This window comes from Streptomyces sp. NPDC127114 (assembly GCF_042677525.1).
In the GTDB taxonomy this organism is placed as follows: Bacteria; Actinomycetota; Actinomycetes; order Streptomycetales; family Streptomycetaceae; genus Streptomyces.
The window spans coordinates 131,462-153,088 of record NZ_JBHXTJ010000004.1 but is presented as its reverse complement, the minus strand read 5'-3'; the positions used below and the strand labels follow the sequence as shown (position 1 = coordinate 153,088).

Genomic DNA, 21,627 nt, shown 5'->3' with positions numbered 1-21,627 from the left:
GCGCCATGGCTATCGGCACGTCCCCCTCCCTTCCCCGAATTCCCGGTCCCGCAGGTGCTGCCGCACACGCACGCGCCCTGCACGACTGTCCGGAGGCTCACCTGGGCACGCCGCCCGTGCTCGTCGCTCCGTACCCGTCCGGGGCCGGCCGCGCGGCCCGGCGTAAGGCGTTGCGGCCGGTGTACGACGCGGTGTTCGCCGAGCTCGGCGAGCCCACTCTGTACGGAGGTTCGGCCGCCGGCCCCAGCGTGCGCTGGCACACGGGGCAGCACGTCGTGCTGCTGGCCGGCAGCCCGCAGGGCGCCACGCTCTCGGTGCACACGGCGTCGGACCTGCACGGACGGGAGTACACCGCCGTGGAATCGGGTTCGGTCGGCTGGCGGCCGGAGGAGCCACACGGCTTCGATGCGCTGCCCTACCTCTGGCTGCTGCATCGGGGGCCGGGGCGCAGCTGGCCGGCCTTCCGCTGGGACGGCCACCACACGGCCGCGTCCTGGGAGCACCTCGAGTCCTCGCTCGAACTGCTCCTGGACTCGTGGATGGAACAGCTGCCGGTGCAGCTGCCGGGCGACTGGGCGTCCTTCGTCGTCGGGTGCTCGCGTGACTGGCCGCGGCATCTGCGGGTCGGTTACAGCCAGGACCGGGGGCAGTTGTCGCTGATGGTGGATCACCGGACCACGGCCGAGGAGCCGGGTCTGGAGGAGGTCATGCGGGAGCGGGGCTGGCAGGAGCGCGACGGCGGCTGGTGGCGGGCGGTGTTCGCCGACGAGGACCCCTCGGCGGCAAGGTCCGCGGCCCGGCTCCTGGTCGCCGACGTCCGTGGCCGTGGTTCGGTCTGTCCGGACGAGCTGGTGGCCTGGGAGCTGACGGTCAACGACCACGGCCGCCTGTGGCTGCCGGGCATCGGCATGCCGGTGAACTGAACTCCGTCCGGCGCTCTGCCCGTTCCGGGGGGCGTACGAGCCCTGCCAGAGCCGCCGCGCACTCTCGTGCCCGGGCACTTCCGCTAGCTGATGTGCCTCTTGACCTGCTCGTAGACCGTCTGGTCGCCGTGCAGGTCACTGTGGCCCAGGCAGGCGGTGACGGTGTTGACGGCACCGGACAGCGCCACGCTGTCCCTGGGGCTGATGATCAGGTCGCACGGTGAGCGCCAGGTGGCGTAGCGGGCGGAACCGGGAGTCTCGTCACCGGCGTTGAGCGAGTTCAGGAACTCCGATCCTGGTCGCATCTCGACGCACGGGGCGCCTCCGCACCAGCGCGCGGCGTCGGTCCCGTGGTTGGGCCCCGCCAGGGAAACCCATGCGTCGACCTTGGCCGTGCCCTCGAGGTTCCTGAGGTAGTAGCGGGAGGACAGTCCGCCCATGGAGTGGGTGACGAGGTCGACCTTGGTCGCGCCGGTGCGCCGCAGGACCCGGTCGATCTCCTCGGCGAGCCGTGCGGCGGTGGTGGCGTTGGACTGCGTGGCGTCGTAGGTCCACCGATCGAGGTGGTCGGCGGGCCATCCGTCGGCCTGGAAGCGGTCGGCCATGGTCCGCCACGTGGCACCGTCGGAGTTCCAGCCATGGACGAAGACGATGGGGTCGGGGCGCGCGGCCCGATGCCGGCTGTCGGCGGCGGACGCGGCGCCGGCTGTGACGGCGGCGGACGCGGCGGTGGCGGGCGCGGCGGTGGCGGACGCGGCGGTGGCGGACGCGGCGGTGGCGGCGGGCAGAGCGGGCGCGAGTGCGAGGAGGAGCAACAGGCTCCGCGACAGAATCCTGATCACCCGCGCTTTGTAGCGCGCTGGTGACAGGAGCGGCAGGTCCCGGCGTGCAGCCTCACCCGACCGGTGGCGGTGTTTCACCGCAGAAACGTGACAGCCCGTCGGTCGGTCGACCTCGTCTCGCGCCCACGCACGGGTCGCCGCTCGTGCGGCCGGTGCCGTTCACCCCGGCCGGCGGGCCGGGAGCAGCGTGGGAAGGGAAGGTGTTCGGGGTCCGGTCGGTCGGATCGGTGGTGCCGTTCACGGTGTGCCGCGGGCTTTCACGGGGTGCTGGTGACGAGTTCGGACAGTGCGTCGGCCGACTCGGGGGTCAGGCGGTAGAAGCCCTGGAGGCTGATGGAGCGCTCGAGGCGGCCGTCGACGACGTACTTCAGGGTGCGGGTCTTGCCCCGGGCGTTGCGCCAGGTGAGTACCGCCAGCAGTTCACCGGGTACCGGTGTGTCGAAACGTACGGGTGTGGCGTCGACGTGCACCGCGGTGGCGCCGCAACCGCCGGCGCCGAGCGCCGCCCAGTCGGCGTGACCGGGGAACGCCGGCTCCCGCCACGTCGTCGGCGGCGTGCCGCAGCAGTCACCGCGTTCCATGTCGGCCACGCGCATGCGGGACACCACGAACACCTCGCACCGGTTGACGTGCAGCGCGTACACCTCGTCGCCGGCACGTGCGCTCGACCAGGCGGGCAGGGACTGGTGGGCACCCGAAAAGGCGACCGGCGGCCGCTCCCCCACACGGCCGGCCCTGCGCAGCGCGCGGCACGTGTCCTGGGTCCACAGAACGGTGAAGGCATCAGACATGCGGTGATCATAAGAACGGGCACTGACAGTGACCCGTCAGGACAGCAGATCCAGCAGAGCGGCGCCCTTGTCGGTGAGTTGGAGTCGCACCTCGCGGCCGCGGCGCGTGCGCCGGAGCAGGCCCGCGCGCACGAGCTGGCCGCAGTGGTACGTGGCCGTGCTGACCGTGACGTGTGCGTGCTGGGCGGTCTCCGACACCGACGGCTGACGGTGGGCGTCGCGGAGGATCGTGGCGCGGACCGGGCCGAGGACCAGGCCCAGCGCGTCGGAGGCCGTACGGCGCTCCGCCTCCGCGCCCTCGGTCAGCCTCCCCAGTCCGGGCAGCGGGTAGCCGATCCAGATGAGGTCCGGATCCTCGGCGCTGTACGCACAGGCCGAGAACCCCGAGGCGAGCGGTGCCAGGACCAGACGGCGCCGGCCGGGGCCCACGTGGTGCGAGGGACAGGCGTGGGGAAGCTCCAGCAGGCCGTCGGCGTAATGGACGGCGGCGCCCAGGGTGTTGAGCATCGCGTCAAGGCCACCTGTCACCGAGGCGACTCCGACGCGTTCCGCCTCGCGGAGGAGCAGTCCGTCCGCCCGCCGCCATAACGGGGAGAAACCGGACCAGACCGAGCTCGCCAGCCGCCGGTAGGCGTCGACGAAGCTGCGGGGACGGTCTGCGATCTGCCGCCAGGCTTCGGGGACGGCGTCGCCGAACCGTCGGGCGATCTCCTGCTGAAGCTCATCGGCGTCGAGGGCGTCCAGTTCGTCCTCGACCTCCGTCGTGCTCGCCGCGGGCCCGGCGTCGTGAACCCCTCGCACGAGCGCGAGGCAGTCGGGGAACCACGGGGCGCCCGAAGAGAGCAGAGGCCGCATCAGGGCGGCGTCGCCAGGCCGTGCCGCCTCGCGGACGCCCCGGCGCCATGCCTCCGGCATGCCCAGGGGCCGGTCACCGAAGACACCCGTGAGAAGGGAGAACAGCGTCGTGCCGGGATGCCGGCTGACCGACAGGTGCACGTGCTCCAGCCGCCCGATCGGAACGGCAGCGCTCTTCGACATGCAGCCCCCCGCAGTACCGCGATACCCCCGCTTCTTCATCGCGATCGTATCCGCGGACAGGAGGAAGGAGAGCATGGTTCGGAGGACTCCGGCGCGCCGCCGAAGTCCTCCTCGCCGCGCGGTGTCCGCACTGCCCGGCCCACCGCCGGGCGGCTCAGGTCAGGGGCTGCCCGTCCACGCCACGTACAGGTCGTAGGTGATCTCGCCGGCGCTCCTGCACTCGTAGACGAACCAGTACTGGCTGCGGACGCCGTTCTGCCCCGCGTTGTTGCACTGGTACCACGCGACTTCCCGGGTGTAGCCGTGGAACGTGCGGTGGTACACCAGGTTGTAGTCGGCCGCCGAGGCGCTGGAGGCACCGGCGGCGCCGACGGCCGTGGTCGGGGCCGTGATGGCGGCGGGCGTCTGGGCCGTCGCGGGGCTCGCGAGCCCGCCGATCGACAGCAGGCCCGCCGCCAGGGCGACCGCGGCCCGGGCCGAATTCCTACGTGACAAGGTCAAACACCTTTCTTCCGCCTGGATGCCCCCGCATCCAGGTCCCACGACGGCCGGTCCGTGCGCCGCCAACGAGGCGTGGGCGGCGATGCGTTCGGGCGGCACCGGCTTTCCGGACGGTTGCACCGTCCGACGCGTCCAGTCTGTCCAGGCCGGGCAGCGGGCCCCAGCCTTTCGAAAACCCTCGAAACGGCCCCGTCGGCCAGGAAGGCCCGTCTGGGTAGGGTCGGGGTCTGCCTGGCGTGCCGTACGCCGGGACTCATGCGGAACGGGACGGGTAGTAGTGACCATGGATGTCGCCGTGGCGGGCGGACTCACGTACGGAGTCGGTGCACAGCGTCTGGACGTGTATCGGCCCGCGCCGGCAGCACGAACCGCTTCGCCCGTCGTGCTGCTCTGGCACGGAAGGGGTGCGGACGAGCGGGACGTCCTCGCACCGCTCGCCCGGGCTGCGGCCTCCCTTGGCGTGGTGTGTTTCGTTCCGGACTGGCGGCCGGACGCCGACGACGGCGGCCGGAGCCACCTGCGTGCATCCGCGCTCTTCGTCCAGCAGAACGCGGGCGCGTTCGGCGGGGACACCGGACGGATCGCACTCGCCGGCTGGTCCCTGGGAGCCAACGCGGCGATGGCCGCGGCCATCGACCCGCGCGCACTCGACGGCTGGCGACCGCAGGCCGTCGTCGGCATCGCGGGCGCGTACGCCCGACCCCAGCCGCTGACAGGCCGCGCGCCGATCCACGAGCTGGCAGCGGCGGCGGAATCGCTGCCGGCCGTCCCTGTCCGGCTGATCCACGGAACCGCCGATCCGGTCGTGACCGTCCAGGAGTCGCGGCGCTTCCACACGGCGCTGCAGCACCACGGCTGGCCCGCCTCACTCGACGAGCCGGACGCCGACCACGCCGGCGTGATCATGACCGAGTACGACCCCGAGTCCTGCCGCTGCCGTCCCAGCCACACTCCTCACGTCGTGGAAGCCGGAACGCGGACTGCCCGCCTCCTCGCCGACGCCGCCCACCGCATACCCCACGCCTGCCCAGTGGTCCCTGAGCCGTACTGAGCCGTACTGAGCCCGGCGCTGGGCGTCCTCGTCCCGGGGAAGTCCCGCACGCGCCCCGCGGCGTCGGCTCCTCCTGCGGTGTGGCCGACCGGGTCGGCGGCCTGGTGGACCCAACCGCCCGGCCACGGACCATACTGGTCGGGCCCTGATCACCCACTGGACGGTTCCATGGCCAAGAGCAGCCCTTCATCAACCACTGCCCCCGACACCGCCTGGCTCGGAAGTGGGCGTCACCGCGGTCCGGAGGCCGAGCGGGACGTCCGGCGCAACCTGATCGCGCTCAAGGCGGCCGGGGTGATCGACGACTTCCTGGACCTCGACCCCGTCGAGGCGGTCCGCTCGACCGACATGTTCCCCCGGGACGCGTCCGCCGACCCCGGTCCGTCGGCACGCCGTCTTTTCGAAGCCCGCTGGCGGGTGACCGACGGCGTTACCGTGCGCGCCCAACTCACCACGTACGAACCGGCGTCCCGTCGCGCGGACAGCGAGGGCGAGGTCGCGTGGGTCCTCGCCGCCGAGGCGGAGCGACGGTGGGAGGCGAGCTGGCCCTCTCCCGCCACCGTGTTCTGGCCCGACAGCGACCAGGTCGCCTGGGATCACGACAGCGTGGCGGGCGTGCGTCTGCGGACGGCCAATCACCTGCCGAAGGACGACGGGGAGCTGCGGCGCCTGCTGCGTGAGTGCACCCGGCAGAGCTGGTTCGTCCATGTCGTGGTGCACGAGGCGATGACACCGGACGAGCTGGGGCGACGACCGGTCACGACGTTCCTGCCGCCGAGCCTGAAGCACCGGGTGGTCGAGCACCGGGCCACGCCGGAGCAGGCGCTGATCGCCGACTTCGTGATGAAGCGTGAGCTGGGTGTCGGGCTGCCCCGCGGCGGTGCCGTCGTCCTGCCCTCGACACCGCAGGCCACGGGTTACGACGCCGAGCGCTTCACCGTACGCGACGTCTTCCTCGACGGCACGGAGCCGACCGAACTCCTCCGCAAGATCACGGAGTACGCCTCGCTGCCGCGACCGCTGCCGACCGACGCCGAAGCGGCCCTGACACGCCTCCGCCAGGGCTGGCACCTCCTCACCGCCGACGAGGAGCTGGCGCACGCACGGGCCATGGTCACCCGGTACGCCAAGGCGCTCCAGGCCATGACGGAGTCGTGCGACCTCTACCGCGAGGCAGCCGAATCCGCGCTGGCCGCACTGGCCGAGGCAACCGGGAGCAGCGGCCCGCCCGAGACTTCCACGCCGGCTGCGGTCGACCAGGAGACCGCTCCACGGAAGGCCTTCACGAGAAGGCTCCCTCTCTTCCGTGGTCCGAACCGCTGAAGAGAGCCGCGGGTCAGTCCGGTGCTGCCCTCGGGGTCATGGCTCTCAGAGAGCGCCTGACACGGTGGACGGGGGCAGCACTCCGGGCAGCGACCCGTCCCCGTGGGAGACGATCATTTCGTGCCGACGGTCAGCCCCCGCCCGCCGCGCGGCGCAGCGAGTCCAGCAGCCAGGCGTGCGAGGCGCCGAGCGTCGGGGCAGGAGCGTCATGGGTTCCTGAGTGTGGCCGCGGCCCGGCGGCGGCGTTCAGTTCCGCGGTCCAGGTCCAGTAGTCGCCCATCCTGGGATCACTCGCGTGCCCCAGCCACCGGTGCAGCGCCTGGCGGAAGGCGGGTGTGTCCGCCTCTCCCCGGGACCGCGCGTAGGCGCGGACGAAGGTGTCGAGGGCGGGCCCGCCCGTGGGGCGGGCCGGTTCCGTCATCTCGGTGGCGGCCAGCGCGTAGGCCTCGCCCAGGCCCTCGTACAGCGCCAGCGGGTCCGGGCAGTCCACGGTGACGCCCGCCGCGCGCGCCGCCCGCCGTTCACGGGCGCGGACCTCGGCGGCGAACCCGCGGTCCGTCACCAGTGCGTGCAGCCTGGCGTACAGCAGTACCTGACGGGGCGCCGGGTCCCGCGGCAGGGCCGGGGCGGCTGCCTCGGCGACGCCCCGGGCCACCGGGGCCGGCAGGCGGGGCGGGAGTACCCGCCGCCAGAAGGCGAGGATCTCCTGCCCGTCGGGCGGCTCGGGCACGGCGGCGAGCAGGTGGAGCGCGAGGACGTCGTCCCCGCCGTCGCGCACCGCGAGCAGCGCGGCCCGCCGCCAGCGCATCCGCTGCAGCTCGGTCTCCAGGCCTCGGATCTGGCTGTCGAGGGCCTGGCCGAGCGGGAGTTCTCCCGTGGCCGCGTCGGTGGCGACGGTCAGCGGCATGCCCATCGCGCGCAGGGCCCGCAGCAGGCGCAGGCGCTCCAGCGCGGAGCGGTCGTAGCGGCGGTGACCGCCGGCGCTGCGGGTGACACCGGGCAGCAGGCCGCGCTCGGTGTAGTAACGGACGGTCTTGACCGACACGCCGACCTCGGCGGCCAGACCCCCGATCGTCCACTCGGACCTCATCCTTGAACCTCCCCCTGGGGCGGTTTCTAACGTATGCCACGAGCCGCGCGGGCAGCCGTCCGCGCGGCGGATCGCTCCTGCCCCGGTTGCGCGCGTCCTGGTGCGCGCGGCGGGGCCACGATGTGGAAGGGACCTTCTCCCATGGCGGACTTCATCCTGGTGGCGGGCGGCTGGCTCGGCGGATGGGCCTGGCGCGACGTGGCCGGTGAACTGGCCCGCCGCGGCCATCGCGCGCGTCCCGTCACCCTGACCGGTCTGGGCGAGCGCAGGCACCTGGCGCGTCGGGACACAGGCCTGAGCACGCACGTGGACGACATCGTCCAGGTGCTCGACCACGAGGAGGCGACCGGCGCGGTCGTCGTGGGCCACAGCTACGGGATCTTCCCGGTGGTGGGCGCCGCCGACCGCAGGCCGGAGCGGATCGGCAGGATCGTCTACCTGGACACCGGCGTGCCGCAGGACGGGGACACCGTGAAGGACGGCTTCATGGACGAGACCCGCAGAGCCGCGGTCGAGGAGATGGTGGCCGCCGACGGCGACGGCTGGCGGTTCCCTCTGCCGCCCGAGGACCGGCTCGGTGAATGGGGCAGTCTCTCGGGCATGGACGAGGAGGCCCTGGCCAGGATGCGGCGCCTCGCGGCACCTCACCCGTACGCCTGCTTCACCGAGCGGATCAGCCTGGGCGGGGCGGTGTGGGGCCTTCCGAGCAGCGCGGTCTTCTGCACGCACAACGGCGTGTCCATCGCGATGGTGGAGGCGCTCTACGCTGCCGGTGACCCGCGCGTGTCGGGCGCCGTCGGCGCCGACGCGACCTTCTTCGAACTCGCCACGGGCCACTACCCGATGCTGTCCGTCCCCGTCGAGCTCGCGGACGTTCTCATCGAGGCGGCTACGGGCGGGGGCAGGCGCCTGGGCACGCGGGCCTGAGCGCAACGGCGCGGGCAGGTCGGTCGAACGGCGTGGAAGGGAGTGCGTACCTCCGGCGGCGAGGCGTCGGGAGCGACGGGGGAGGCGTCCGTCCGTACCTCGGTCGTTCATGCGCCGGCCACCCGCGGGTTCACGACCGGCGATACGTTTCGCCGGTGGACATGCCCACCGGAGCCCGCTGGCTCGCAATTGGCCTGGGGGCCCTCATGGTGCTCGCCAACGCCCCCGCGCTGCGCCGCCTACGAGCCGACGAGCCCGCCGTACGGCTGGCGGCGTGGCTGGATGTGTCGGACGCGCTCTTCTTCGCCTCTCTCTTGCTCGGCGGTCTGCTCGACAGCACCTTCCTCATCGGCGTCGGCTGCGTCATCTGGGGCGCGGGCACGGTGGTGAGGATCGCCCGCCTCGTCCGCGCACGCCGAAAGCTCCGTGGCGCTCCCGTGGACTCGGTTCGCGACGGAACCGGAATCGACGACTGACGGCGCTCGGGTCGGCGGTCCATCCAGCCAAGGGGCATGAGCCGAGGGGCGGGGCCTGAGGTGTCACCCGCCATTCCGAGCCACAGAAGGGCCGTTTGCGGGGCCATTGTTGGCCGGGCGCTGTCCTGACCCTGCGCGCCTGGGCCTCTAGCATTCGAGCACCCCCGCCCGTACCGGCGGGGCACGAGGGCCACACGTCTGGCACGTACATGATAGTTCAACCGTTGCCGACTGCACCACCCTTCCGCACGGCCGGCTCCTCGATCCACCGCAACAGGTCCGTGACGGCCGCCCGACCCTGCGGCGCGCCGCACCCCCCAGCCCGCGACCGGACGCCCCCGCGTTCGCCCGGTCGCCCCGGCACCGAAGCACCGGATGGGAGAAGCATGAGAATCCCCTTACTGGTGAGCGGAGCGATCATCGCCCTGTTCGCCTCGGTCCTGCCCGCGCAGGCAAGCCCCTCGTCGATCGCCGACCCGCCCCCGGACAGGATCGTCATCGACATCGCCACGGTGAACGGCTCCGGCTGCCCCCTGGGTACGGCCGCCATCGCCGTGTCGGAGGACAACACCGCCTTCACCGTCACGTACAGCGAGTACCTGGCGCAGGCGGGCGGCAGCTCCTCGCCCACGGCAGCCCGCAGAAACTGTCAGCTCAACCTTCTGGTGCATGTGCCCCAGGGGTTCACCTACGCGATCGCCAGCGCCGACTACCGTGGCTACGCGTCCCTCCAGCCGGGAGCGAGCAGTACCGAGAAGGCCTCGTACTACTTCCAGGGATCGCCGAACACCGCGTCCCGGACGCACACCTTCCGAGGTCCGTACGAGGACAACTGGCAGGCCACCGACGCGACCGACTGGGCGCAGCTCGTGTGGGCGCCCTGCGGCGTCCAGCGGAACTTCAACATCAACACCGAGCTCCGGGTGGACGCCGGCACGTCGAAGCCTGGCGCCACCAGCTACATGACCATGGACTCGACCGACGGCGACATCAGCACCATCTACCACCTCGCGTGGAAGCAGTGCCCCGGGAACTGACGCCCTGACACCCCGGCCGGGTACGCCTCACCCGGCCGGGCTCCGTTCCCGAACAGGCGCGCGTCCGGGGTTCGGTCCCGACCGACGAGGCGTATGCGTCGCGGGCGGTTCGAGTCACCTGCAGCAACGCGGAATCCGGGCGGTGGGCAATCAGGTCGGCGGGCTGCTGCTAGCGGTCCGAGCCCCAGCGCCAGAGGAGTTCCCCGCCCTCCGGAACCGCGGCCCAGCGGGCGGCGGCCGCGTCCAGGCGAGGCCCCGTTCTCGCAAGAGCCTCCGCGTCCAGCGGCGCCGGGCCGACGCCGCGGCCCTCCGTGGAGAGGCCCCGCCAGACCCGGTAGGCCCAGTTCACCGACAGCTCGGCCGCCATGACGGCGTCGCCGCCCCGGCGCAGCACCTTCACCCCGGAGCGGCGGTGCCGCCCCGGCGTCACGAGCTCGAAGCCCTGAAAGGTGGCACCGCGCGCCGTCGCGCCCCAGAAACCGTCCTCGATGCCGAGGGCCGTCTCCACGACGGCGTGCACCAGGTCGTGCGGCATGCTCGGACCGTCCGGCTGGGCAGGAAGCCTCACGTCGGGCCCCTTTCGGGCGCGGACCAGAATCTCATGCTGATTGCCCGGCAGCTTCCGGAAGACCATCTCCATCACACACGACGGTAGGCGGGGACGCCCCGTCCGCCAATCGCTTTTCCCGGACCCTGACCGAGCCCGTAAGGCGCACGGGGGCGCGCTGCGAGGATTCCGTCTCACGGGAGAGTGGCGCACTTTCCTCGGGGCATTGCACGGTGTCCACAAGGCGGCAGCCGGCCCCGCGGACTGCACCAGCCGTGCATAGCAGCGCGGCCACGTAAGCCGCGATGCGTTCGGACGGAGGTCGTCCACCTCCGGGAGGAGCACGGACGGCTCGCCTTTCACTCTCCTCGCGGCACCGGCCCTTGACACGCGGAGCCTGTTGTGGCTGGTCAGGGCGGTGAAAAAGGCTTTCTGGCCCTCGGTCATAGTGAGCATCATGGACTTTGACGTAGTGGTGGCCGGAGGCGGCCCGGTCGGACTGATGCTGGCCTGCGAGCTCCGGCTCGGGGGCGCGCGGGTGGCCGTCCTGGAGCGCCTCACCGAAGTGGACCCGACGATCAAGGGCGGGGCGATCACCGCGCCCTGTGCCGAGGCGCTGTACCGCCGGGGCATGCTGCCCGCGCTGGCCGAGGTGCAGCGGCAGGCGATGGACCGCTTCCACGCGTTCATGCGCGAGCGGAACGGCGGGGGCTTAGACGGCGGGGATGAAGGCCGGGGCCTCGGGTTCGTCGGGCACTTCGCCGGGATCATGCTGCGCGCCGACCTGGTCGACCGTACGGAGCCTGGCCTCGGCGACGCCGGACCCGCCGCCGAGGTCGCGCTCGTGGCGCAGCAGGACATCGAGCGGCTGCTGGGCGAGCGGGCGGACGAACTCGGAGTCGACGTGCGCCGGGGAGTGGAGCTGACCGGCTTCGACGCGGACGAGGAGGCCGTCACCGTGCGGACCAGCCACGGGACCGTACGCGCCGGCTGGCTCGTGGGCTGCGACGGCGGCCGCAGCGCGGTCCGCAAGCTCGCGGGGTTCGCATTCCCCGGTACGGACCCGGAGATCACCTGTCACCAGGCGGTCGTGGAGATGACCGGCGCCGAGGACCTGAAGCTCGGCTGGACCGCCACGGACACCGGGGTGTACGCCTACGGGCCGATGCCGGGCCGCGTCGTCACCGTGGAGTTCGACGGCCCGCCGGCCGACCGGGACGCGCCGGTCACCCCCGAGGACCTCCAGGCGCGGCTGCGCCGCGTGTCCGGCGTGGACGTCACGATCACCGGGGTGCGGACCGCGACCCGCTTCACCGACCACGCCCGCCAGGCCACCGCGTACCGCAAGGGCCGGGTGCTGCTCGCGGGCGACGCGGCGCACGTGCACTCCGCGTTCGGGAGCCAGGGGCTGAGCCTGGGAATCGGGGACGCGATGAACCTCGGCTGGAAGCTCGCCGCAGTGATCGGCGGCCGGGCGCCGGAAGGGCTGCTGGACACGTACACCTCCGAGCGGCACCCGGTCGGCTCGTGGATCCTCGACTGGACCCGGTCCCAGGTCGCGGCCATGCGCCCGGACCCGCAGTCCCGGGCCTTGCGCGAGATCGTCAGCGACCTGGCGGGGACGGTCGCGGGGACCACGTACCTCACCGCGCGGCTCAACGGTGCCGGGGTGCGGTACGAGCTTCCGGGCGAGCACCCGCTGACCGGCCGCAGCACGCCTGACCTCGAACTCTCCGACGGCAGCCGCCTCGCGGACCACCTCCACGGCGGCCGGGCACTCCTGCTCGACCTCACCGACGACCCCGAGCTCCGGGCCCTCGCCGCGGGCTATGCCGGCCGCGTCGACACCCTGACGGCCGGCTGCCCGTCCCGCCCGGGACTGGCGGCGGTCCTCGTCCGTCCGGACGGCTTCACGGCCTGGGCGGCCGACGCGGGGGTGCAGGCGCCGACGTCGACGGCCGGGCTGGCGGAAGCGCTGGAGGAGTGGTTCGGAGTGCCAGGAGGTGTGGTGGCGTCCTGATCGCCGACCCGACGGGCTTTTCCACCGACGGGTGCACCGACTGACACACCGACTGACACACCAGCTGGGACTGCCGGTCTTCGACCCGTGCGAGGACCGGCGGCCGGCGGGCGCAGGGCGGTCAGGTCTGCGGCAGGTTGCCCGTCTGTGCCGCCCGGTCGTTGCCCTTGCCGTAGCCGCCCACCGCCGCGCTGATGAGCGCGCGGGCCGCTCACCGTACGGACGCCTGCCCCTCGGCGCCGGAGTCGGGTGAGCCGTACCCGGGCCGTCGGGCCGTACGGGCAGGCCCCGCCTTTGAGCCGGGACGGGTAAGCGGCGGGGTGGAAGGCTACGTAGCGGCCGCCCGCATCAGCTCGGCGGTGCGGGGATCGGCCGGGAAGAACGTCTCGATGGCGATCTCGTCCAGCGTCACGTCCCGTGGCGAACCGAACACCGTCGTCGTGTAGAGCAGCGCGAGTTCGCCGTGGTCGGTCGCCAGTCGCAGGGGGACCACCAGGTCGTCCGCCGGGCCGTGCCCGGAGGGCCCGGACGGGTCCGCCGCGGGGGCGGGGTAACTCTCCAGCTCGGCGAGGAGTTCCGCGAGGCCGGCGACCGCCGTCCGCTCCCACTGGCGCCGGACCCGGCGCAGCACATGGGCCCGCCACTGGGCGAGGTTCCGGATGCGCCCGGCCAGACCGTCGGGGTGCAGCGTCGCCTTCAGGACGTTGAACCGCGGGTCCGTGGTCCCGTCCCCCGCGCCACGGACGTCGCTGAGGAACAGCTCTGCCGCACGGTTCGCGGCCACCAGTTCCCAGCACACGTCGACCGCGAGCGCCGGATGCGGCTCGTGCCCCCTCAGGACCGCTTCCACCGCCTCGCGCGCCGCGCCCAGGTCGGCGAGGGCACGCTCCGGGTGCACCGGCGCGAAACCTCCCGCCATGTAGAGGGCGTTGCGTTCGCGCAGCGGCACCTCCAGCTCGTCGCACAGACGCCGGATCATGTCGCGGCTCGGATTCGCGCGCCCCGTCTCGATGCAGCTCAGATGCCGGGTGGACAGCTCGGCGGCGAGCGACACGTCGAGCTGGGAGCGCCGACGGCGCTCGCGCCACCGCCGCAACAGCACTCCGACGGGTTCAGTGAGGGGCGTCGTCATGGCTCCCAGGCTTCCCGACCGCGCGTACGCCGGCAATGACCTCGGAGGTCATCGACAGTCGGACTCCGCAGCCCGCACAGTCGTCCACCAGAGGCACACCGACGGCGGTTGCCTCCTCGCAGCGACGACCCGACGAAAGGATTCCGGCCATGACCGAGGTGACCGTCCCGCACACCTGCGCCCAGCCCGTCGAGGAGTACGTACGGTTCTGGAACGCCGGAACCGAGGAGGAACGGCACCGCGCCGCGGCGGCTGCCTTCGCCGAGGACGTCGAGTACCGGGCGCCCATCGGCCTCCTGAGCGGCACCCGGGCCCTGGGCGACTTCCGCGAGCGGTTCGCCGGCCACCTGGGCGCCGTCGAGTTCCGCCTGCGCGAACGCCCGCAGACCCACCACGGCCGCGCCCGGATCGCCTGGGAGATCCTCACCGGCGACGGCGCCTCCTTCGCCATGGGCACGGACATCCTCCAGTTCGACACGACCGGACGGATCAGCTCCGTCACGGTGTTCCTCGACCGCGCGCCCGAGGGCTTCGACCCGGAGGCGCAGCACGCGGCCGCGTCCTGAGCGGCGAGCCCCTCGCCGTGGGCGAGGGGCTCCTTCACCCACCGCCGCCGGTCGGAGCGCACGGCCCGACCGGGGGGTGTCGGGTGGGTCAGCAGCAGGCCGGGTCCCCGGCGACCGAGTGCCGTACCTGGGACGCCGGGCCGTCGGCGACCGCGGTGGCCGTGGCGATGCCGAGGACGCCGAGGGTGATGGCCGCGGCCACGAGGAGCTTCTTCATGTCGTTCCCTCTTTTCTCTGTTGTCTGTTTCTCTGTGCTCTGCGCTCTGTGCTCTGTGCTCTGTGCTGGACGGCTCGCCGAATCGGGCAGATCCGGTGTCCGGTGTTCTTGTGCCGCGTGGTGCTCAGTCGTCGAAGTCGGTGCCTCGGCTGACCGACTCCCAGGCCCGGGCCTCCGCCAGGGCCGCCTCGGCGTGGGCGGTGATCGCGTCGAACGCGTCGTTGCCCAGGGCGAGTCTCAGGGGGGTGTGCTCGCTGTCGAGCGCCCGCAGGATGGCGGCGGCCGCCTTCTCCGGGTCGCCGGCCTGCTTGCCGTCGCTGTCCGGGAGCGCTGTACGCACCGCGCCGACGGTCTCGGCGTAGTCCGGCATCTCGGCCGTCAGGCGCAGGGCGTCGCCACCGGCGAACGAGGTGCGGAACGAGCCGGGTTCGACGATGAGCGCCTTGATCCCGAACGGGGCGACCTCGGCCGCGAGCGCCTCCGTCAGCCCCTCCAGGGCGAACTTGGTCGCCGAGTAGGCACCGACGCCCGGGAAGGACAGCCGCCCTCCCATGCTGGTCATCTGCACGACGGCGCCGGACTTCTGGCTGCGCATGTGCGGCAGGACCGCCCGCGTGAGGCGGGCGGGCCCGAAGAAGTGCAGCTCCATCAGGTCCCGGAGTTCCCTGTCGGTGGTCTCCTCCACCGCGCCCACGAGGCCTCGGCCGGCGTTGTTCACCAGGACGTCGATCCGGCCGAATCGTGCGACCGCCTCGGCGACCGTCGCGTCGACGGCGCCGGCGTCCGTGACGTCCAGGACCACCGGAACCAGCCGGCCCGGGTACGTTGCCGCGAGCTCGTCCAGGACGGCCGGCCGACGGGCCGCCGCGATGACCGTGTCACCGGCGTCCAGAGCGGCCTCGGTGATGCTCCGGCCGAAGCCGGACGTGGCACCGGTGACGAGCCACACCCTCCCGGGCGTGGGCGCGCCCGGCCTCGGATCTTGCGTATTCAATCCCCCTCCTCGGTTTTCCCGCGCCGCCTGTGGAGCGGCGCACCGCGAGCATGCCCGAGTGTCTTCCGGCCGTGTTGCCGTTCCGTCGCCGACGTCTTCCCCTTCCGTACCGAGCCGGGCGCGCGCGGTGCGGCGCGGTGCGGTGCGGTGCGGTGAGGCGCGGCGCGGTGCGGTGCGGTGCGGCGCGGTGCGGTGCGGTGCGGTGCGGCGCGGTGCGGGAGTTGCCGGGGCGGACCCGACGGGACCGGGGCGGGGGCGAGCGGACCTGCACGGGGCTGAACGCGATCAGGGCGGGCCGGGGCGGGGCCGGCGGCGCCCCGGATGGGACCCGCCTCCCTCGCTTCCTCCGGCCGCTCGTCCCCGTCAGGTCTGTCCGGCCAGGGCCTGCTGCCGGTACTCGCGCGGGGAGATGCCATACGCGGCCCGGAAGGCGCGGGTGAACTGGGAGGCGCGGGGCATGCCCCAGCGGCCGGCGACAACGTGGATGGGCAGCGTGCGCAGCGAGACGTCCGCCAGTTCGGCGCGGATCCTCTCCAGCCGCCGGGAGCGGATCCACGCGGCGACCGTCTCACCCGGGAACTGCTCGCTAAAGACGCGGTGCAGGTGGCCGAGGGAGATGTGGTGCGCGGCGGCCACGGTCCCCGGGGTCAGCTCCGGGTCGGGCAGGTGCTGCTGGATGAAGGTCCGGATCCGTGCGACCAGCACCTCGTGCCGGGTCTCCGCCGGGAGGGCGGTCTCGGCGTTCAAGGCGTCGGCGAGGAAGGCGGAGACCAGGTCGAGCGCGACCGTGCCCAGACGCGGCGCCTCGCACGGCCGGAGGGCATGGGCCTGCCGGTCGAGGCCGGTGAGGAAGCCGGCCAGGAGCGCTCCCGTGCCGTTCCCGACGGACAGGCCGTGTCCGAGCACCCGTTCCACCTGATGCGGGGGCAGGGGCAGCGCGGTCCTCGGAAGGTCCACGCCCACTCCGGCGACGACGCCCGTCTGCCCCTCGACCGCAGGACCGGAGGCGTGCGCCAGCGCTTCGCACGCCTGCCAACTGGAGTCCACGAGGATGCCGCCGGCACCGACCGCGGCCGTGCCTCCCCGCTCATGGGTCTGTGTCAGGCCGCCGTCGGTCAGCAAGGAGAGGTGGAGGAGCTCGGAATCCGCCTGGCGCACCCTGCGCACGCTCCGGCGGAAACGCACGGTCGGGAACGACGTCCGCCAGACCGTGACCGGTCCGAGCTCCATCACGCGCAACTCCGCTCGGAAGTCGGCAGCATGGTCGGTGGTGGCATCGCTCGCGCGCGTACGGTCGATCAGCTCCCGCCAGCGGTCGAACCGCTCCTCGGCGGGGACGTCCTCACTGCGGAACACGGTCCCGATCACTGCTGCGCTCTCCGTCCTCCCCGCGGGGATCGGCACGTCCTTCAGGTGCGGGCTGATCGTCTCCCCCACCTCAAGGACGCCATGAGACGTAGTGGATGTTGCACGGAACGCGCCATTGGCTTGGGCGCCGCGGACGAAGGTGGGCGGCTTCCGCTGCCCACGGGACTCAGCGCTTGTGATGATCCCCCGGCGTTGAGAACATTCCCTCCATGTCTCGTTCGATGGCCCACGCAAGCGACTTCGATGTTCAGGAATTCGGCGACCAAAGCCGGATCGACATCCGGAGCACCATAGATCCCCTTTCACTCCAGGCCGACAACTCCCGGAAGGCCGACTTCCAGGACGCCCTCGCTTCGGCCGTCTCGCAGGCGACGAAAGGCGTTTTCATCCACGATGTCGAAGTGACCCTGGTGTGGCTGATCGAGGAATCCCGTCGCTACCAGACCCACATGGTGGCTGACCTCGACAACGTCATGAAGCCGATTCTGGACGCAGTCACGGGACCTGACGGCATCATGATCGACGACAATCAGATTCAATCGATCCGCGCCTCGTGGACGACCCCCGGGCAAACAGGCTTTGAGCTGCGGTTCACGGCGTTGACGGCCGACGACTACCTGTCTCGTCGCGAGGGGCTGAGTTTCGTGGAGTTCAGTGCGGACCGTTGCTACGTCTTGCCGGGAGTCGAGAGGTCGATACAGGCGGCTGTCGTGCGTGGGTACCGTGCGGCACTCGAGAGGTACCAAGAAATGCTCGGTCAGGCATCTCCGAGCACGCCGCGCGGAGCGTTCTTCCGTCGGTTCGCCCGTTTCCTCGTGCGCGACTGGGGAAGTTCGAGGTGCTCCACCACACCGAATTCTGACAGTCGCGCGAACGCCCGTTCAGCTCTGGTCGGGACGCCACGTGGACTGCCGTCGGCGCAACCAGACGATGAAGGCTCCGCTGACCAGAAGGATAATCAGCGGGCCGCTGAATTCGAAGAGTTCGTCAACCGGGCCCAGCGGGACGAACGCCGTCAAGTAGACCAGGAACACCAGGGCGGTCAGGACGAGGTACGCCCCGATGGCGATGCCCATCCCGATGTCACGCCCGTGCTGCCGACTGGGGTCCCGCCGCTCCTGGACCGTGACGTCGATGAGTGATGCCTGGCAGGTGAGGCGCGGGGCCGGCCCGTCGACGAGGACCGATAAGTGGATTGTCTGGCCCCGGGCGATGAGGCCGGGAGTGATGGTGACCGCGGTGTCCTCCACCGCGGTCGTGGGCGTGCGCAGGGAGGCCGCCAGCATGCCCAATATGTCCACGCCGTCATCGTGGGCAGTGCAGTGCCCCGCACTCACTCGTCATCCCCGCAGCGCCGCGACAGGAGATCGCTTACGGGACAACCCTTAGTACTCCGTCGTCTCGTTGTTCCACTTGTGGCTGGCCCTGGACGTCACGTCCTGGATCTGCTTGACGAACAACTGGAAGAGCAGCTTGGTCGCCTCGGTGTCCCCGAGGCTGAGGCTGAAGTCCCCGTGCTGTTCCGGCTTCATGCCGACGTACCCGCTGAGGTTTCCTTCGGCACCCGAACCCGTCGGGAAGGTGCGGTTCGCGCCGAAGATCTTGCGTAGTGCCGCGGCTGCTCCGGAGTTCCCGGACAGGGCCATGTTGTCCGGGCTGAACAGCAGTTCGTGCGCGCCGGGCTTGAGGGTGAACTCGAGGACGCGGGTCGCCGGGCCCCCGACGACCCTCCTGCCGGCGCTCCCTGCTGCCTTCTTGTGGTCCGCGTAATGCTGGTCGTGCTGGCTCTTGTAGTAGCGGTACGCCTGGTCCATGTCACCGAGGTGGTTCTTGACCGGCATGGCACCGACGGTGGACCCGGGTGCGTCCTTGGCCGCGTGGAAGTTGCTCGTGATCTGGGCGTCGTCCTGGTGCTCTCGCAGCCATGCCTCGGTGCCCGCCAGTTTGCCGGCACCGTTCCATTCGAGGATCGCGTCGGCTTCCTCGATGGTCATGGTCCGGAAGACCCGTAGTTCCTTCTGTCCTTCCCTCGCTGCCTGCGCCGTCAACGCCGTCAGGAGCTGGTTGGCCACGTCCGTGAGGATCACGTTGAGAGTCCGCCCCCTTCCCGGCGCGGTGGGGGCGACCGCGGGACGGTTTCCCGCCTCACCCTCCCAGTAGCCGTCGGTCCAGAGGTCCTGGATGTTGGCCGGGGTCTGCACCCGCTGCACGGCACCTGTCTGCTCGCTGCGCTGCGCCGGGACCGGTTCCGCAGCCGGCCGATCCGTGGCGAGTCCGGCTCCGTGTCCGGCTCCGTGTCCGGGTCCGGACAGTACCCGGCGGGCGTTCGCCTCGGCCGCGCGCTCGAAGCGGTCGGAGGGGTCGGACACCCGCAGTCCGCTGCCGTCGTCCGTGCCGGCCACCGGTCCCTGCCGCTGCTGGATGACATGGGTGAGTTCGTGGGCGAGCGTGTGCCGGTCCCCTCCGCCGCGGCCGATGACGACGTGGTTGCCGGACGTGTAGGCGCGGGCGCCGATCTCGGCGGCCGAACGCTGGGCCGCGGGATCGTCGTGGACGCGGACGTCGGAGAAGTCCGCGCCCATACGCGACTCCATGTCGGTGCGCGTGGCCTCGTCCAGCGGCCGGCCGCCGGAACGCAGCACGTCGGGGACGGTGGAGCGCTGTACCGGGGCCTGCCCGGGCCGGTGGTGGCCGCAGCCGTCGTCGTGCTGGTGCCGCTCCTCGCCCGGCCCGCCGGAGTGTGCCGCCCGCCGCAGCATCTGGACGACCGCGGCATTGCCCGCGCTGCGCTGCAGGGCCGGCAGTGCCGTAGCGGAGATCGGCGCCGCCTCCGCAGACTCGACGGCGGCCGTCGTGGCCGGGTGGCGGGTCGGGCGGGCCGCACGCTGGGCTTCCACCTCGTCGGACGACTTCCCGGGCTTGTGCGTACGCATGCGGAGCAGGCCTCTCCCCTGAGGTTCCATCAACTACCTGCTCCTGGGTACCGCGAACGGGCGCGCCGGGTGAAGGGCGATTCGGGCAGAGTCGGCCGGGGATTCGAGGCCGCGGCGACGCGTCCGGTTGCCCTTTCGCGCAACTGCCTTGCACCTGGGTCCGTTGGCCGCCCGGGCGTCCGGTGTGGCGCCCGCCGAGAGGGCCCGGCTCGCGGAACTCCTCACCTGAGCACCTCCGGACCCCTCGCCCGCGCGGCCCGTGAATCTCCGTTGCCTTCCCGGCAGGCGGTGACCTACCTTCCCGATCATGCTGCCACCGGTGGAAACGGATGAAGAGTGGGACGCCGTCGTCCCTGACGAGACGGTGATGCGGCCCGCCGTGGAGGACCTCTGTGCGCGCCTCGGCCTCGCCGGTCGTCCGCTGACCCGTTTCCCGGACGGATCGCAGCCGGTCTACGCGGTGGGCGACGACCATGTCCTCAAGCTGTTCCCGGGAGCCGCCGCGCAGGACGGCATCGCGGAAGGCCGTGTCCTCGCGCACGTCCAGGGGCGGCTGCCGGTGCCGACACCGCAGGTACGGGACTTCGGCCCGTACGAGAACGGCTGGCGGTACGTCCTGATGTCCCGGCTCCGCGGCGAGAACCTGGCCGCTTCCTGGGACCGCGTGCCGCGGAGCCATCGCGAACGGCTCGTCACCGAGATCGGCGAGACCCTGTCGGTGCTCCACTCACTCGACCACGGCCCCCTTGGGGACGTCCTCGGCCCCGGCGACTGGGGCGCGTTCCTGGAGCGCCAGAGTGCGGGTGCGATGGAACGGCAGCGCGACCGCGGACTGCCGGACTCCTGGCTGGAACAGATACCGGACTTCCTGGCCTCGGTTCCCCTCCCGCGCGAGCCTCGGCGCTCCCTGCTGCACACCGAGGTCATGCGTCAGCACTTCCTGGTCGATCCCGACGGGTGGCGGCTGACCGGACTGTTCGACTTCGAACCGGCCATGATCGGCGACCGCGCGTACGACTTCGTGGGCGTCGGCCTGTTCGTCACCCGGGGCGATCCGGCCCTGCTGGCCCGCCTCGCCAAGGCGTACGGCCACACGTTCGCACCGCCCGAACTCCTCGCGTACACCTTGCTGCACGTGTACAGCAACCTCCCTTGGTACATGCGGGAACTGCACGCGCCCGCCGAAGGGACGCTGCACTCCCTCGCGGAGGCATGGTTCGGCACGGTGTGACGAACGTCCGGCACATCGCACCCCGCACATCACGCAGCATGTCCGCACGGCGCGCAGCGCACCTCGCGCGGGAAGACTCACCAGCGGGCAGGGCCCGAGAAGGACGGCAGGAGCATGTGGCCACGGGTGAACGGCATGCGGGCGATGGAGCTGGGCACGCCTGGTGAGCTGCGCGCATCGCTGAACGCACTGGTACTGGCCGGACGGAAGACCGCCACCACCGGTCTGCTGTCCGAGTACGTCACGGAGACCGAGGGCCTGGAGTTCACGGGTGAGCGCTTGGCGCTCCTCGGGGACGAAGGGATGTACGTCGCCACGATCGAGATCACCGGTGTCGAGATCGCGCCGTTCAGCGACGTCACGTGGGAGCACGCCGCCGCCGAAGGCGAGGGCGACCGCTCGCTGGAGGACTGGCGCGCCGTCCACACCCGCTTCTGGGAGAGCATCGGCACTCCGGTAGAGGAGGACACACCGCTGGTGTGCCTGAGATTCCGCGTCGTCGAACGGGCGTGAGGCCGGAGGGTGATGCCTTCCTGATTCCCTCGCCGGCGGTTAGGGCGGATGGTCAGAGCCGACGGTTAAGGCGGACAGTTGGGGCCGACGGTTAGGGCGGATGGTCA

At 71.9% G+C, this 21,627-nt stretch carries 22 protein-coding genes; 11 read left to right on the top strand and 11 right to left on the bottom strand.

The window, feature by feature from the left end:
• Positions 1–5: 5 nt before the first annotated feature.
• Positions 6–923 (top strand): hypothetical protein, encoded by a 918-nt coding sequence (locus tag ACFVGS_RS06230; protein WP_385690867.1) that lies wholly within the window; start codon positions 6–8, stop codon positions 921–923.
• 83 nt (positions 924–1,006) lie between these two features.
• Here ACFVGS_RS06230 and ACFVGS_RS06225 read toward each other — a convergent pair whose 3' ends face one another.
• The 4 genes from ACFVGS_RS06225 to ACFVGS_RS06210 all read right to left on the bottom strand — a co-directional run bounded on the left by ACFVGS_RS06225 (position 1,007) and on the right by ACFVGS_RS06210 (position 4,089).
• Positions 1,007–1,765 (bottom strand): esterase/lipase family protein, encoded by a 759-nt coding sequence (locus ACFVGS_RS06225; protein ID WP_385690864.1) that lies wholly within the window; start codon positions 1,763–1,765, stop codon positions 1,007–1,009.
• Positions 1,766–2,022: 257 nt separating this feature from the next.
• On the bottom strand, positions 2,023–2,556 hold the full coding sequence (locus tag ACFVGS_RS06220; RefSeq protein ID WP_385690861.1) for a hypothetical protein: 534 nt from the start codon (positions 2,554–2,556) through the stop codon (positions 2,023–2,025).
• A 36-nt stretch (positions 2,557–2,592) separates the two neighbouring features.
• Complete coding sequence (locus ACFVGS_RS06215) at positions 2,593–3,594, bottom strand: hypothetical protein (RefSeq protein WP_385690858.1); 1,002 nt, start codon at positions 3,592–3,594, stop codon at positions 2,593–2,595.
• A gap of 159 nt (positions 3,595–3,753) precedes the next feature.
• Positions 3,754–4,089: a hypothetical protein gene (locus tag ACFVGS_RS06210; RefSeq protein ID WP_385690855.1), complete on the bottom strand. Its 336-nt coding sequence runs from the start codon at positions 4,087–4,089 to the stop codon at positions 3,754–3,756.
• A 469-nt stretch (positions 4,090–4,558) separates the two neighbouring features.
• On the opposite strand from ACFVGS_RS06210, the gene ACFVGS_RS06205 reads away from it, so the two are divergent.
• Positions 4,559–5,146 carry an alpha/beta hydrolase gene (locus ACFVGS_RS06205; RefSeq protein ID WP_385690852.1) on the top strand — a complete coding sequence of 196 codons (588 nt, stop codon included), beginning with the start codon at positions 4,559–4,561 and terminating at the stop codon, positions 5,144–5,146.
• Between the two features lie 168 nt (positions 5,147–5,314).
• Positions 5,315–6,469 (top strand): hypothetical protein, encoded by a 1,155-nt coding sequence (locus ACFVGS_RS06200; protein ID WP_385690849.1) that lies wholly within the window; start codon positions 5,315–5,317, stop codon positions 6,467–6,469.
• A 130-nt stretch (positions 6,470–6,599) separates the two neighbouring features.
• Here the strand turns inward: ACFVGS_RS06200 and ACFVGS_RS06195 are convergent, their stop codons facing one another.
• Positions 6,600–7,559, bottom strand: a complete 960-nt coding sequence (locus ACFVGS_RS06195; RefSeq protein ID WP_384414037.1) for a MerR family transcriptional regulator — start codon at positions 7,557–7,559, stop codon at positions 6,600–6,602.
• Between the two features lie 141 nt (positions 7,560–7,700).
• On the opposite strand from ACFVGS_RS06195, the gene ACFVGS_RS06190 reads away from it, so the two are divergent.
• The 3 genes from ACFVGS_RS06190 to ACFVGS_RS06180 all read left to right on the top strand — a co-directional run bounded on the left by ACFVGS_RS06190 (position 7,701) and on the right by ACFVGS_RS06180 (position 9,999).
• Positions 7,701–8,486, top strand: a complete 786-nt coding sequence (locus ACFVGS_RS06190) for an alpha/beta fold hydrolase (RefSeq protein WP_385690846.1) — start codon at positions 7,701–7,703, stop codon at positions 8,484–8,486.
• 155 nt (positions 8,487–8,641) lie between these two features.
• A complete protein-coding gene (locus ACFVGS_RS06185) occupies positions 8,642–8,962 on the top strand; it encodes a hypothetical protein (protein ID WP_384414031.1) in 321 nt (106 codons plus the stop codon).
• Positions 8,963–9,348: 386 nt separating this feature from the next.
• A complete protein-coding gene (locus ACFVGS_RS06180) occupies positions 9,349–9,999 on the top strand; it encodes a DUF4360 domain-containing protein (RefSeq protein WP_385690843.1) in 651 nt (216 codons plus the stop codon).
• A 169-nt stretch (positions 10,000–10,168) separates the two neighbouring features.
• Here the strand turns inward: ACFVGS_RS06180 and ACFVGS_RS06175 are convergent, their stop codons facing one another.
• Positions 10,169–10,534 carry a hypothetical protein gene (locus tag ACFVGS_RS06175; RefSeq protein ID WP_384414027.1) on the bottom strand — a complete coding sequence of 122 codons (366 nt, stop codon included), beginning with the start codon at positions 10,532–10,534 and terminating at the stop codon, positions 10,169–10,171.
• A gap of 469 nt (positions 10,535–11,003) precedes the next feature.
• On the opposite strand from ACFVGS_RS06175, the gene ACFVGS_RS06170 reads away from it, so the two are divergent.
• Positions 11,004–12,566, top strand: a complete 1,563-nt coding sequence (locus tag ACFVGS_RS06170) for an FAD-dependent monooxygenase (RefSeq protein WP_385690840.1) — start codon at positions 11,004–11,006, stop codon at positions 12,564–12,566.
• 328 nt (positions 12,567–12,894) lie between these two features.
• On the opposite strand, the gene ACFVGS_RS06165 is transcribed toward ACFVGS_RS06170, so the two are convergent.
• Positions 12,895–13,698, bottom strand: coding sequence for a helix-turn-helix domain-containing protein (locus ACFVGS_RS06165; RefSeq protein WP_384414018.1), 804 nt, complete (start codon positions 13,696–13,698; stop codon positions 12,895–12,897).
• Positions 13,699–13,847: 149 nt separating this feature from the next.
• Between ACFVGS_RS06165 and ACFVGS_RS06160 the strand changes: the two genes are divergently transcribed.
• Positions 13,848–14,264: a nuclear transport factor 2 family protein gene (locus ACFVGS_RS06160; RefSeq protein ID WP_385690837.1), complete on the top strand. Its 417-nt coding sequence runs from the start codon at positions 13,848–13,850 to the stop codon at positions 14,262–14,264.
• 88 nt (positions 14,265–14,352) lie between these two features.
• On the opposite strand, the gene ACFVGS_RS06155 is transcribed toward ACFVGS_RS06160, so the two are convergent.
• From ACFVGS_RS06155 to ACFVGS_RS06145, 3 genes are all read right to left on the bottom strand, one after another.
• A complete protein-coding gene (locus ACFVGS_RS06155; RefSeq protein WP_384414012.1) occupies positions 14,353–14,481 on the bottom strand; it encodes a hypothetical protein in 129 nt (42 codons plus the stop codon).
• A 124-nt stretch (positions 14,482–14,605) separates the two neighbouring features.
• Positions 14,606–15,475 carry an oxidoreductase gene (locus ACFVGS_RS06150; protein ID WP_385690834.1) on the bottom strand — a complete coding sequence of 290 codons (870 nt, stop codon included), beginning with the start codon at positions 15,473–15,475 and terminating at the stop codon, positions 14,606–14,608.
• A 363-nt stretch (positions 15,476–15,838) separates the two neighbouring features.
• Complete coding sequence (locus tag ACFVGS_RS06145) at positions 15,839–16,843, bottom strand: helix-turn-helix domain-containing protein (RefSeq protein WP_385690831.1); 1,005 nt, start codon at positions 16,841–16,843, stop codon at positions 15,839–15,841.
• 209 nt (positions 16,844–17,052) lie between these two features.
• Here ACFVGS_RS06145 and ACFVGS_RS06140 point away from each other — a divergent pair, with 209 nt between their 5' ends.
• On the top strand, positions 17,053–17,985 hold the full coding sequence (locus tag ACFVGS_RS06140) for a RusA family crossover junction endodeoxyribonuclease (protein WP_385690830.1): 933 nt from the start codon (positions 17,053–17,055) through the stop codon (positions 17,983–17,985).
• Between the two features lie 243 nt (positions 17,986–18,228).
• On the opposite strand, the gene ACFVGS_RS06135 is transcribed toward ACFVGS_RS06140, so the two are convergent.
• A complete protein-coding gene (locus tag ACFVGS_RS06135) occupies positions 18,229–19,776 on the bottom strand; it encodes a DUF4157 domain-containing protein (protein WP_385690827.1) in 1,548 nt (515 codons plus the stop codon).
• 307 nt (positions 19,777–20,083) lie between these two features.
• On the opposite strand from ACFVGS_RS06135, the gene ACFVGS_RS06130 reads away from it, so the two are divergent.
• Positions 20,084–21,007 carry an aminoglycoside phosphotransferase family protein gene (locus tag ACFVGS_RS06130; RefSeq protein ID WP_385690825.1) on the top strand — a complete coding sequence of 308 codons (924 nt, stop codon included), beginning with the start codon at positions 20,084–20,086 and terminating at the stop codon, positions 21,005–21,007.
• A 114-nt stretch (positions 21,008–21,121) separates the two neighbouring features.
• Positions 21,122–21,520, top strand: a complete 399-nt coding sequence (locus ACFVGS_RS06125; protein ID WP_385690822.1) for an ASCH domain-containing protein — start codon at positions 21,122–21,124, stop codon at positions 21,518–21,520.
• Positions 21,521–21,627 lie beyond the last annotated feature (107 nt).